Here is a 13,114-nt window from a genome sequence, read left to right on the forward strand (position 1 = left end):
TCGGCATACTTGCAGCTAAAACAGGACGACCAACTAGAGATCAGGGCGGGATGTATTCACGTCGCCGTTGCCGGACACGAACAGAAGCTCGGTCCGAGTTCGGCATGTGACGTCACAGGCGCCGGTCCTCACAAAGTATGGAATGCAGGCGACGAACCCGCAGACTCCACATCGTGACGCCGCGGCGGGGATGGACATGCGAAGCGTTTGCAGTGTTCGATCGATTGCAGCGTCAGGAGCGCGTCGGACATGTTGGAATTCCGCTTATCGCCGCGCCTTTCGAAGGCGAACCAATAGTTGTTTCGCTCTCGCACGGCAGCACCGGAGGGTCGGCCGGCCGCGGCATATGCGCTGCCTTGAGGGACCCGAAGCTGGCGCTATCTCATAACCAAGCGGCGCCCTCACATGCGCAGGAACGGCGAGGCTGATAGCAAACTCAAGCGAACATCCGGAGCTCTAAGTGTCAATTTCCCGAATCACTTCAGCTGCAAGTGCAGCAATCCTCTCTTGTGCTTTGGCTTCGGCCGCGCCCGCTGCCGACGTCAGTATCGCCGTGGTCGGTCCGATGACCGGAAGTACTGCTGCGCTTGGCGTACAAATGCGCGATGGTGCTACTGCGGCTGTCGATGCGTTAAACGCTTCGGGCCTACTTCCCGGTATCAAGGTCATATTGAGCGTCGCCGATGACGCGTGCGATCCCAAGCAGGCCGTCGCAGTTGCCAATCGGCTGACGATGGATCAGCCGAAGTTGGTCGTTGGCCACTTTTGCTCGTCTTCCTCTATCCCCGCTTCCGACGTTTACGCCGAAGCGAACCTTATTCAGATCTCACCTGGCTCAACGAATCCTCAGCTAACGGAGCGTGGTCTCAAGACGGTGTTTCGGATCTGCGGCCGCGATGATCAACAAGGCCTCGTGGCCGCCGAGTACATCTTGCGACATTATCCGACCAAAAGAATTGCCGTGCTTGACGACAAGAGCACTGCCGGCAAGGGCATTGCCGATGTCGTTGCGTCACGCCTTCAGGAAGCAGGCGAAAAGGTCATTCGACAAAGCTATGTGGCCGGTGAAAAGGACTACACGGCCCTGGTCTCAAGAATGAAACGAGACGGAATCCAGATCGCCTATATCGGCGGCTATTACAACGAGATCGGCTTGATTGTGCGTCAGGCCGCAGAAGCGGGCGCAGGTCTCACTGTGATGGCGAACGATCCGTTGATGGCCAGCGACTTTTCGGCGATAGCCGGCGAAGCAGCAAACGGCACACTGTTCACCTTTATGCCCGACCCCACCAAGAATGCTCAAGCGGCGGACGCCGTAGCTAGGCTCAAGTCTTCCAACATGTCAGCGGGAGGCTACACGCTCTACGCCTACGCCGCCGTTCAAGCGTGGGCGGACGCGGTCAAGCGCGCCGGGACCTTCGATGGTCCGCAAGTAGCAGCTGCGCTTCGTTCGCAGCCAATCCAAACAGTAATCGGGCCGGTCCGGTTCAATACCAAAGGAGACAATGCCGCTCCCGGCTTCGTCGTCTACCGGTGGCATGACAACATTGTCGAAGCCGTCGAGTAAAACTCATCGTTGCGACCGCACACGGGCCTAGGCATTCAGCGAAGTAATGGAAATGATGAAACGTAATTCCGGATATGACGTGCTACTCGGGTCCGTCCTCGCGCTCGCGGTACTCGCGTCGTTTTTCGCGCTCGCGGTACTGATCGTGCAGCTAGCCAATGATGCCGACGCACCCGCGGATGAGTTTATGCCCAGTGGAACAGCTCGGCCGATGTCGCTGCGTAACCTCTGTTTAGCTCTTTGCCGCACTTCCAGTGTGCGATTTCAGGACGAATCGTTAAGGACCAATACTTGGTACCTGGACGAACGCAGAGTGATATTGCGGCCAACGCAAAAATGACAGCAATGCCACTCCGTGATCGAGGCGACTGATTGCTGCACGACACTTGATCCGCTCGACGATTATTCTCTCGGGTGGCGTGGAGCGACAGGTTCATCCCAGCTTAAAAAATTGGGCATTCCGAACTGCCGTAGGCAAACTTTGCTGGCGGCCGTCCTCGCTGTCCCCACAAACACTCGAACTCTGTCTCCGGCCATCTACGGGACTGACCGACCGGCATGCTGACAACCGCAAGCGCGCTCGGCGGTTCAACGGGAGAAACCTATGTCCGATGCCAAATTGCAAAATGTGCTCTCTTCTCTTACGCAGGAAGCGCGACAGTTAGATGCTCTGCCGTCCGGCCGGCCTGCGCCGGCGGCAAATTACGTCAAACTAAACACGAATGAGAACCCATTTCCGTTGCCAACGATCGTACGGCAAAGTGCAATTGCGGCGCTTGAGCGGCAGTATCTGTACCCGGAAGATGACAACATTAGCCTGAGGGAAGCAGCGGCTAACACCTACGGCGTCGCCATCGATCATGTGATTGCCGGCAATGGATCATCTGAGCTCCTCGGGCTCATCTACAGAGCATTTCTTGCCCCCGGCGACAGGGTCGCAATGCTGTCTCCGGGTTTTTCATTCAATCGCAAACTTGCTATGTTGCAGGGTGCTCAACTGCTTGAAATCAGATGTAACGAACCTCAGTCGTTGCCGATAGAGCAATTGCTCTTTGGACCAGCAAACGATGCCAAGTTCATTCTGTTGGCTAATCCGAACAACCCGACAGGAACGTTCATCCCTATCGCCGATATCGAATGCCTCCTGGCGCAATCGGACCGCCTCGTCGTGTTGGACGAAGCATATGTCGATTTTGCGCCTGATAATGGCCTGCGGCTCCTCAGCCATTATCCGAATCTTCTGCTCTTAAGAACACTTTCGAAAAGCTATGCCGCCGCTGGCGTTCGAGTCGGCTTCGGGTTCGGCCACCCGCAGCTTATTGGACGGCTTCGTAACATCCAGAACGTCTTCAACATGAATGTAATTGGGCACGCGGTCGGCATCAGCATTCTTGCGCATCGCGCCGTCTATGAAGAAAACCATATGCACATCAGGCATGAACGACAGCGGGTTGCGACCGCACTGTCGCAACTTGGATTCTCTCTAACGCCCTCCCACGCAAACTTCTTGTTAGCGCGCGTGCCTGCGGGACACGACGGTAGATGGTGGCAGGCCGCTTTGGAAAGGCAAAGAATACTAGTTGCCTTCGTTTCCGATGACGGTCTTGAAAATTGCATCCGCGTGAGCATCGGGACAAAAGCGCAAATGGATGCGTTTCTGGGAGCCGTCACAGACATTTCTGACAGCTTAAAGCAAGGAAGATCGGCCAGTTGAGCCGCGCTAAGTCTGCTTCTGCGTTACCCAGGCGAACGTATCACGGCGGTAGATAAGAGCGGCTACTGCCAATGGCGAAGATCTGCTGTGAGTGAGCGCGAACGGTGACAACGGAACTATCCTCCTTGGCATCGGATGCTTAGGCGTCCAAGAGGGACGAACAATCGTCTCGTGATCAGCGATGAAGACAAAAGCACAGGAGAGCAAAATGTGTGGCCAGAATAGGAGGTGTCGGCGTCTTTGAGCCGCTCAGATGCCGAAAACAAGCGAACTTCCTGCCTTCACACCTAAAATTGGAGACAATCCAGTGAAAGACGTCTTTTCTTCTTCAAAAATAGCGTTCGGCATCTTCGATCACTTAGACGAGGACGGCCGCGACATCGCCCGACAATACGCAGATCGTCTCGTCCTGGCAGAGGCGTACGACCGACTGGGCTTCTTTGCATATCATGTTGCAGAGCACCACTGTACGCCGCATGGCAGAGGTCCATCGCCAAATTTGTTCTTGTCGAGCGTCGCACAGCGCACGCGGCAACTTCGCATCGGGCCATTGGTGATGCTGCTTAACCTCTATCATCCGCTGCGTGCGTTTGAAGAGATCTGTATGCTTGATCACTTGAGCGGTGGCCGGCTTGAGGTGGGTATCGGACGCGGTTCTCTTCCGCTTGAATTGGGGTACTACGGCATCAGAGCTGACGCGGCTCCAAGCCGTTATGAAGAAGCCAGCGAAATTCTCATCAGTGCTATGAAAGGCGGGACGCTATCCTATCAAGGCAAACATTTTGAGCTAAACAGCGTTCCGTTGACGGTAAGAACTTATCAACGTCCAAGGCCGCCGACATGGATTGCCACCAATCGACCCGAGTCCGCAGCTTGGGCCGCTGCCAATAGCGCAAATCTAGCGTGCGTAGGCCCCTCCTCTGCTGTACGCAAAGTTACTGACGCCTTCCGTGCTCATCGAGAGCCCAACGGCCGGGCTAACGATCAAATGCCATTTCTTGGATTGCTTCGCATGGTCGTCATTGGGCGTTCGGACACAGATGCCTATTCGCTCGCGGCATCTGCTTACGAACGATGGCTCGAGAGCTTTAAGTTCCTTTATGAGCTCAATGCCATCCCTACACCACCACACCTGCCGCTGACCTTCGATGCGGCAATCGAGCGCGAATTGTGCGTCGTCGGAACGCCAGCTTCTGTGCGACAAATTCTTCTAAATCAGCTGGAAGAGGCAGGTGCCAATTACCTTCTTTGTCAACTCGCATTTGGCAATCTGCCATTAGATGCTTCCCTGTGCACCGCAACCGCAATCCAATCCGAAATCATGGCTGGACTTGGCCGACAATGATTTTCCCGTCCGGCTTTAAAGATCAAGCGTTGTGGCAGCGCTGTGCCCCCTCCCGTACCGTTGGCGGGCAGCATGCGCTCACGATCAGCGGCTCCTACTTGCTCACCACGACGTCCGTGGGTCAACGAAGTGCGCTGTTGCAGCGATCCAGCAGACTCACGTTTTTCTAACCATACCTACGAGGACTGACTAATGACGAAAGACCGATTCGCCATGGGCTTTGCCCTTGCATTCATTCTGATGGCGAGCTTTCCTGGAGCCGCCGGCGCGGAGGAGCCTACGTACGCGGGGCTGAACGGGGGCGTGCCGATCAACGTCGGCGACGTGTTGTCAGGCGAGCTCTACGCGTTGCGCATACGCGGTGCCAAGCACGGCAAAAAGGTCGCCTACCAGATCATCTCCACGCCGCGCCGGCTGCCTGAGCCGGACGGGCTGTGCAAGCTAGAGACTGGACCGGTAATGTTTCACCTCCTTACAACTGGCGAGGCGCAAGCCAATCAGCTAAAGCCACTAGTCGGCAAGAGGATCTCGGTGAAGGTCGATGAAATCGCCTGTGCCGACGCTGAGCAGATGAGCGAAGCGGTCATCAAGAAGTGGAATCTGGTGAAACAGCGTTGATTTCTTAGAGCCTCCGCTGGCGATATTCCATCGGCTGCCAACTCGACATATCGGTCCCGTAATCACTCTAACGAACTGCTTGTGACCTACGAGCACCCTGAGCTGCGCTGCGCAGCATGCGTGCTGGGCAAGCTGCCAGCGCAGCTGCCTTTTCATCCACAGAGTCTGATTGCCATATCGATGCCATTAACCGGGCTATCAGGAACATAATGCAGCATCATCATTCGCTGAAGGAGAACCGTAAGTGCGCGTTAGTCCGTATTTCGAGGAGATCAAGGCTCGCGCGCTGCAACTGCTTACTAGCTTTCGGCCCACCGAAACCACATTCCCTCGAACCAAAGGGGAACTCCGACATGCCGTGCGCGGCGCACTCAGCCAAGCACGCGACGAAATGTACAAGCGCGAGAGACCCCGCGTCATGGGGTCGCGAGCGGAACGCGCTGCTGCGTATCGGCGCACTCACTTCAACGTTGGCAACTTCACGCGAGCAGAGCGGGAACTTTGCAAGCTCATGTGGACGCGGCTGTACCACTGACACTGGCGCCTTTATTTGCCTAGCGCTCAGTATCGGCGGCTCTCACATACATTGCGCGTTTTGGCGTCGGATCAAATCGCGCGCGAGCCTCACGCAACTCATCGTCTGAATGTTTTAGACGTGGCACTCTTCGGCCGCATTTGCACCTCAACCACGGAGTTGAAGCTAAATGGGCGTAGATACAAATGGCGACGTTTCGTCGAGAGACTCTGCAGGCATCGCAAGAGACAGAACAGCCGGGCTTAATCAAGCTCGTCCGCTGCTTCAAGCGAGAGCGGAATGGACGTTACCTGCTCAGCGACTCTGTTCCCGACCAACTAAAGCGCGTCAATGCGCAGAAACGCGAAGAAGACGGGTCCCGCCTCATAGCATCTGCTCATCGCCGGCGCCGAAGAGCGTTAACGGTCGGCGTCGGCAAGCCATCCAGATTAAGCAACACTGCGCAATCCTCAAGAAGATCTGCGGCTTCTCAGGTAGACATCTCGCGATCCCATCGATAATTGCAACGGGATCCGGCGTTACGTCGATGCGCGCCGCGATGATGTTCGAGCGCTGAACAAACGTTCACACGATCCCGTTCGGCTCGCCAAGAACGCAGGAATGCCAATCCCAACCTACTGACGACGAGAAGGAGGATCACCGTGTCTGAACAGCGAATAATCACGGCAGGCGATTCGATCGCGAGAATCGATCGTGTATGTCAGAGCTTTCGGCACATGATCGATACTGAGAGCTCGATTTTCCCATGCGTTCGAGGCGCGATGCACGCATCGCTCGATGAGGATCCTCTTTTGGCAAGGGCGCGAATTCTCGACTATATCGCGAAGCATGAGGCGCACCATCGATGAGTATGCCTGCGGCCGTTTCAGGTGCTGAGGCTCTTGCCCTCGCCAAGGAGCGCTTCGCGTGCGCTCGCGTGATAGTTGACCCTGATCCCTAATATTTGCAACCTGACGCTGGAGTTCAGGATGCGGATCATCCCGCAAGCGCGGGCGTCATGACGCGGCATCGCGCGAAAGCTTGATATGTGGTGGCGGAGCTCGCTTTGCTTTCGAATGCTGCTCGCAACGAGCGGCATAAGGCGCCGCACCTGTCGATGACGATTACGTTGGTATTCCAGCGCATCAACCTAAAGATGATAATAGGCAACTCATGGACAAGGTTTCACAAATCGAGGCGGAGCTTCGACAGATGGCAGTAGTGTATGCCCGTAAATGCAGCGCGCTTGCCAAGCTACAGGAGGCGTACTGTAGCAAATTAAACGAGTTGCTCGAGGCCAAGGCGGCGCGTGACAGACACCAGCACCGCTGGGACCCGCGAAAGAGATGATCATCACCGACGCCCGTGCTGCGATCGACCAGGGTTTCCGAAAAGCTTGTAGAGCCCCGATAAGGGCACATTGACTATCCCGGCTTTCTTTAGTGGGACCACGGCCGCGGTGAGAGAGTTGCGTCTCGGCCTGTCGTAAGTGGTTGCCATTTTCAGGTACTTCGTAGCTTTTTTAGCGGGTTGTCGTTGCTGGCAACATCAGCGACGGTCGCCAGCCACTCTGAATTCAAACGAGCTGCGCTTGCGACTTCACGACAACAAGGGCTCCTCAGTTAGCGGCTTCTTTCATTTACGTTGCCGAGGTTGGAACGCGCTCATGAGCGAAAGCAGACGCCCCATTTCCTTCGGAATTCGGAAATTACTTGCCCGCTCTTCGAGCGCGCGTCCCGCGTATAGGGTATGTGCACACAACCGCCATATTGTTATCAGGTCGAGCATAACGTTACTTAGAACGAGTAGCTATTGGACGAGCTGCGTACGTCGCTTGTCGACCTTCCCGCCTAATGTACCACGTAGCGCCAATATACGCGATTGCTTCCTATCCTGCGGATGGACATCCGCAGGGTCTTTGGAGCAGATCCGCGTCGATTTCGCTTGGCCCTAGGCCTAAGCCAGGAAGCCGTTGCAGGTCGTATGGGCGTCGACTGCGCCTTCATCAGTAGCATGGAGCGAGGGCTGCAACCGCGTGCAGCACAAAATCTGCAACTTCCAGAGCCGGATCGTGCACGGGCTTGGGAATGAAATTGCATTCGACGGGGATCGGCCGTCCGTCTCCCTCGATCCGGAAATCGGCGAACGCTTTGCTCAATCAGTTCGTCCGCGCGGCCGCAGACCTCGAAGATAACATGCAGTTCGGAAAACGGCGTCCACTGCGCGATGTCGACGATGCGCCGCTTGAGCATCTCGGCACTGATGTTGAGGAGGGCAATCCCATGGTCCCGTTTGGTTTGGTTCGAGATGATACCGCGGATGCGGGCGAAGGGCTCAGCGCCGGAAAAAGTTCGCTACGGCCTCGATGCCCTCCATGCGCGACGGATGGCCGAGCGTCTTTGCGAAATCCTCATTCAGCGGATCGGCGGGTTGCCCCGCCGCCTGCCTGCCCAGGCCGCGCCCTTAACGATGTTTTCCTGCTCCGCCTCATTGAGATCGTGGCGATCCGTGATCCAGGTCTGCAACAGCGCATCGCGTTCTCCCGGCCCGCGCGGCGTGGCAGTCGGGCTCTTCGAGGAGATCGCTCACGGCTCGTTGCATAGGCCGCGCTCCTTGATCTGATCGCGGATATACGCCTCGATGCGCGCTTCAAGATTTGCATCGCTGGTCGCCTGGGCTTCCAGCTTCATGATGTGAGCGACACGGCCAAGGTCCCGCACGGCGATTTTGCGCGTGCGCACGGCATGCTGCAGGAAGCTGTTCGGTACGAGGGCACGGACGAGCGTGCAGTCGAGCGCCGCGGGCGGCGCGGCGCAGCGTTTTGAAGTGAATTGCGTCGGTTGCCTCCGAGCGGTCGAGCGCCTCGACGCTTAGGAAGCCCATTTGGAGCTGGCCGGCGAATTGCACGCCGGTCATGCCCAAGGCCTCGCGTATGGCCCGGATCCAACTTTTGGCGGCATGCGGAACCGCTCGGCTGGTTTGAGCCCGTCTAGTCGTTCATCCAACCGCTGCGGGCGAGAGTCTTGACGTCGTTTCTCATCTTACAAACCGATTTCCTCGATCTTTCATCAGCCTATGACCTGATTTTGATTCATGAAATCAGGATACAATGACTCTTCATCAGGAAAGATAATATGGCAAATTTTGCCTGTAAAACCAATGTCTTGTGGCGGACAGTTAAAGCACAAATCGCGGTCATTCGCCTGCGTTGACTGCCGATGACATTGCCACGCCCACGGAGACCCAGCCTAGCGCGGCGGGTGAAATGCCGCGGCCGACCGCGCGCGAATATTTCGACAGCCTTCGCGGGTTCGACACCGAGGAACATGCGCGCGCATTTGGCAACCTAGCCACGACGTATGTACACACTTTCAGCCGCTATATCGACTTGGCCGAGCTTGACGGCATCGCCATCGCCCCCGACTACGCGCTAGCGCTCCTTCAGCTCAACCGCGGCTACGAGACCAAGCACAAGCTCACCCCGTCCGAAGGCATCGTATGGGCGTCGCCATGACCCGACCGTCATGCGCGACGTCACAGAGCAACATGCTCTTTATGCCGGCGTCCTGCTTCTGCTCGAAGACGAGAACGAGTTCTACGAGCAAGCACTCCACACCCTGGCTAATGAATGCGCCATGTCGAAGTGACAGAACGCTTCAATACGGCCCTCCGAGCCTGCCTCCTGCAGAGCAAGCACCCGAATGCACATGCGCAATACCTGATGGGAGATCATTAAGGCGTGTTGGGACGAATATGCGGTGACGCAGATTCACGCGCCTTTGGGCAGCGCCTAACCGACCGTTACGGGGAGACGTTCGTCACCGCACTTGGTGAGACGCGGCGCGCGAACGCGCTCGTCAAGGCCTACCCGCTCCATGCGAATTTCGAGCAGATCACGGCCAGTCCATGACGAGCGGGCTCTCCTAAGCGGCGCCCCATTATCCCATTATAATGTCTGTGCGGGTTCGATGTTGAGCGGCGCCATGATCTGAGGACTTCATCATAGGGAGCACAGCACTCGACGATGACGCGCCGACGCGGTGCGCTTGCGGCAATCACTTGGCCCTGTCCGGCTCGGTATCAGCGGAGCCGACGGACTGGCGATGTTTGATGTTTTCATGCGCCTTGAGCAGTCAATTCGATCCGGACATGAATGGCCCCGAGGCGCATCGACTGAAGAAGGTCAAGAAGCTTCCGTTCGGATGGGTGGTCGAATGCCAATACGTCTTGCCTTCTCGATTTCGGCTTCCGCAGTTTCGTGCCCCGTTTTGGGACGCAGACCTGGCAAGAGATTGAGCTGGAATACAGAAACCATCTGCCCGGTTCCAGTCTCATGGACGAGAACGTGACATAGTCACTGCTTCACCCGCCAAGCCTCCGCCCCCGTATGGCCGAGACCGGCCTTGTTCACATCATGGCCGCCATGGCCTGCTGTCGGCGGTTCTCGCAGAAGAAGCGGGATTCGATGGCATGTGGGCTCCCGCTGGGGCTGGAGATCGAAGAGCACCCGCAGCACTTTTGCCGGCTCGCGTGTCCACTTGCGAGAAGAGCGACCGCCTCGGCAATGGTGCTTCGGTTAAGACGCGGTCTGCAATTAGAAGAGGCCATTGGCGTGCAGTGAAGTTTCGTTCCCGATCGTACGAATCGCACGCTCTCGAAAACAAGAAGCCGTTTTTCTGCGCAGGCCGTGCCAGATCAGCAGAAACTCGGCTTCGATCATCGAATATGTAGGTATCTTTGCGATGGGATTAGCGTGAAAGCTGAAGGCATTTGCGGAATGTGCCGGAGCAAAAGATGGCCGCGCAGAGCGCTGAAGTGCGGCATTGCACGCGAAGAGCGTAGTGCGCGGCTAAGGGAAAGAACCAGTTCGGGGGGCGCTCTACGCCGCTGGAGTGAACCAGCAGGTTCACTTTGCGGATGCTAACAGCGTTGTCCCAGCCATCCAATTGGACGATTCAGTTGTAACAAGGGCGCGATTGGGTTAATCATCCTGAGAGCGCATTTTCGCCGGACTAGACTTGTCAGTTGCACAGAGCCATTTTGGACTTCAATTTTGGAAGCGTACTCCAGCAATAATTTCGTGCAGAGGCATAGCATGACGATTGTCTTGGAATTTCACCAATCCCGACCCTACGGACTGACGTCCAGGAAACTCAATGTCTTGAATGGTGCAAGGCGGGAAAGACCAATTGGGAGATCGGAGAGATACTGTCGATTTCAGAGAAGACCGTCGAGTTTCATCTGGGTAATGCAATGAGGAAGCTCGGCGCCGGTAACCGGATTTCGGCGGTGATAGCCGGTATAAAGTGCGGCCTGATCGGGCTTTGAAGAACCAGCAAAGGGCGTGGACGGTCCCGCTCGCAACGCTTGAGCGCAACCCTCGAGCGCGCATGGGCGTTCGGACGCCTGAACTCGACATCATCGACTGCTTGGTTCAGAGCGAACATGAACTGGTTGCGTTGGTGCTGCAAGCATTCGGCCGTTTACTCCAACGGCGAAGTTTGCTCAGGCAGGCCGGCGCCGGTCAAATCTAGCGTCGATGCGCACAAGTGCTCAGTTGCTAGCGACTGCGGCCGCCGAAACCAAGTTTCCTGATCGCGAAGGTCAGCTGTGCGGCGGAGTTGCGACTACAGTTCTGTCGGCTCAAGGATGGGCAAGAGAGGAGCGGCTCTCGTCGTCACGAGACAGTTAGCGAACTCGCTTCAAGGAGTCTGCGAATCCATTCCTGTCGGCGCGAGCAGGTAGCCTGCACCATTTCGCCAGACCGCTCGTGATGGCAAACGAATGGCCAGAATGCCGCCGGAAAGATCTCGCTTTCGCGAGTCGATCAATATCTCTCCTAGCTTTTTCCGATTCCCCCCATACAACTGAGGCATGGAAATCTCGCATATCCAGAAGTTTGCGGGCAGGCTATTCATGAAGCTCCTGAACGAGAGCGGTTCTCCGCCGCCGGGAGATATCCAGGTCGCGACCGATTCGCCCCTCGATTGAATCTTGTCGTCGAGCTTTTGCAGATGGACCTGATAATCCTGCGACGAGATGAAAGTCGTCCTAAGAACGACGTTGCTTCCGTTCTGGCAGAGATAATCCCACCAGCGTCCGGTGCCAGCGTTGACTTCAGCGACGCGCCTGACCCAGATGTCGAGATACTGGCCTGCCAATTGCTCAGCGTAGACAGGAGAAACCTTCACCTGCGGTGTCCAGATTGGAGCGATGACCAGCCGCGGCTTCATACCTGCATTGGCGGCGCGAGAGAGTTGTTCCGCAAGCCAGGCGCGGGACATGCAGAAATACGGACCCAATACGGTATCGTGAATGACGACGTGATCGATCCACTGACTGCTCGAGAACCATCCGGATTGCCGCTTGGGATGCGACATTGAGCCGTCCGGATGCCATTCGTCTGTGTTGAGGGTATAGCCAAGAACAGGAATGATCCGGCTTTGGTTTCGTTTGCCGGAAACGACAAGCAATGGCGGGTTTCCAGACTCAATGAACGAACAGATCGCGGTCCAGACTTCGTCGGCGCTCGTGACACCGTCGATCTCATACAAATTATATCCGTAACCGCGGTTCTTGAGCGTCTTGACGATGACGTCGACGATTCCCTTGGGATGCGCAGCCTTTGACAGCTTGTCGTCATCGACGGAGCTGATGCCCTCAATCGATCGGATCGCGATCCTCAAGGCCGCCTGCACATTGCCTCGGCTCACATCGTTCTCTTGGCAGTAATAGGCCCTGGCGACCGCGTAGCGGCAACCTCCGGCGCGCCGATAAAAGGTCTGCGCCTTGGGCACGCAACGGTTCACCAGCGGGATTTCGTGTCCGTCCTGCCAACGAGCCGGCACGCGCATAATCGCATCGAAGACATAGCTCTTTGGCCCCGAGGCCGAAGGATAGGTGAGGACGACGACCTGACCGACCATGTGATCGGGTGGGCCCTCCATCTGACCTGCTGAGGGCAAGGCGCGCAAGAACGAGATTGAGGCGGCAGTGACGACGCCGCCAGTCGAAAGCTTCTTCCTGAGTGCATCGATCTCTCGGCGGACCTCGTCGCGTTCGAGCGCGTCCTCGATGAGTACCGCCGCAACACCCATTTTCCGTGCCAACGTGCAGATGCGGTTGAGAGGCGCGGCCCGCTGCTCGCTCGCCCCTCCGGCCCAATAGCGGTGCACGACATCGAAATAGAACGAGAATTCCCCCTCGATCCTTGCCGTTGGCGTCGTCCTTTTCACCCATCGCTTCGCCATTCCACCCCAAGCCCCCAAAAATGCAAGAAAAACAAACAGGTTAACCATTTACTAACACTGATCCTTCACTGTAATGTGCAGGATATTGGCCTCGGCGGACAGGTTG

At 56.7% G+C, this 13,114-nt stretch carries 10 protein-coding genes; 8 read left to right on the forward strand and 2 right to left on the reverse strand.

Annotation, left to right across the window (positions count from 1 at the left end; genetic code table 11):
* Positions 1-460 precede the first annotated feature (460 nt).
* The 5 genes from ACH79_RS38495 to ACH79_RS38515 all read left to right on the forward strand — a co-directional run bounded on the left by ACH79_RS38495 (position 461) and on the right by ACH79_RS38515 (position 7,849).
* Positions 461-1,567, forward strand: coding sequence for a branched-chain amino acid ABC transporter substrate-binding protein (locus tag ACH79_RS38495; protein ID WP_161855492.1), 1,107 nt, complete (start codon positions 461-463; stop codon positions 1,565-1,567).
* A gap of 604 nt (positions 1,568-2,171) precedes the next feature.
* Positions 2,172-3,281 (forward strand): histidinol-phosphate transaminase, encoded by a 1,110-nt coding sequence (gene hisC, locus ACH79_RS38500; protein ID WP_161855493.1) that lies wholly within the window; start codon positions 2,172-2,174, stop codon positions 3,279-3,281.
* 253 nt (positions 3,282-3,534) lie between these two features.
* On the forward strand, positions 3,535-4,626 hold the full coding sequence (locus ACH79_RS38505) for an LLM class flavin-dependent oxidoreductase (RefSeq protein WP_161855494.1): 1,092 nt from the start codon (positions 3,535-3,537) through the stop codon (positions 4,624-4,626).
* A 192-nt stretch (positions 4,627-4,818) separates the two neighbouring features.
* Positions 4,819-5,244, forward strand: coding sequence for a hypothetical protein (locus ACH79_RS38510; RefSeq protein WP_065756050.1), 426 nt, complete (start codon positions 4,819-4,821; stop codon positions 5,242-5,244).
* Positions 5,245-7,657: 2,413 nt separating this feature from the next.
* Entirely contained in the window at positions 7,658-7,849 is a 192-nt protein-coding gene (locus ACH79_RS38515; protein ID WP_161856799.1) for a helix-turn-helix transcriptional regulator, read from the forward strand.
* Positions 7,850-8,343: 494 nt separating this feature from the next.
* Here the strand turns inward: ACH79_RS38515 and ACH79_RS45320 are convergent, their stop codons facing one another.
* Positions 8,344-8,499 carry a hypothetical protein gene (locus tag ACH79_RS45320; RefSeq protein WP_371419329.1) on the reverse strand — a complete coding sequence of 52 codons (156 nt, stop codon included), beginning with the start codon at positions 8,497-8,499 and terminating at the stop codon, positions 8,344-8,346.
* Between the two features lie 524 nt (positions 8,500-9,023).
* On the opposite strand from ACH79_RS45320, the gene ACH79_RS38525 reads away from it, so the two are divergent.
* The 3 genes from ACH79_RS38525 to ACH79_RS45325 all read left to right on the forward strand — a co-directional run bounded on the left by ACH79_RS38525 (position 9,024) and on the right by ACH79_RS45325 (position 11,086).
* Complete coding sequence (locus tag ACH79_RS38525) at positions 9,024-9,272, forward strand: hypothetical protein (RefSeq protein WP_161855495.1); 249 nt, start codon at positions 9,024-9,026, stop codon at positions 9,270-9,272.
* A 10-nt stretch (positions 9,273-9,282) separates the two neighbouring features.
* Positions 9,283-9,405 carry a hypothetical protein gene (locus ACH79_RS44885; RefSeq protein WP_256380288.1) on the forward strand — a complete coding sequence of 41 codons (123 nt, stop codon included), beginning with the start codon at positions 9,283-9,285 and terminating at the stop codon, positions 9,403-9,405.
* Between the two features lie 1,558 nt (positions 9,406-10,963).
* Complete coding sequence (locus ACH79_RS45325; protein WP_371419490.1) at positions 10,964-11,086, forward strand: LuxR C-terminal-related transcriptional regulator; 123 nt, start codon at positions 10,964-10,966, stop codon at positions 11,084-11,086.
* A 374-nt stretch (positions 11,087-11,460) separates the two neighbouring features.
* Here ACH79_RS45325 and ACH79_RS38535 read toward each other — a convergent pair whose 3' ends face one another.
* Positions 11,461-13,056, reverse strand: coding sequence for a hypothetical protein (locus ACH79_RS38535; protein WP_161855496.1), 1,596 nt, complete (start codon positions 13,054-13,056; stop codon positions 11,461-11,463).
* Positions 13,057-13,114: the final 58 nt, after the last annotated feature.

This window comes from Bradyrhizobium sp. CCBAU 051011 (genome assembly GCF_009930815.1).
Classification (GTDB): Bacteria; Pseudomonadota; Alphaproteobacteria; order Rhizobiales; family Xanthobacteraceae; genus Bradyrhizobium.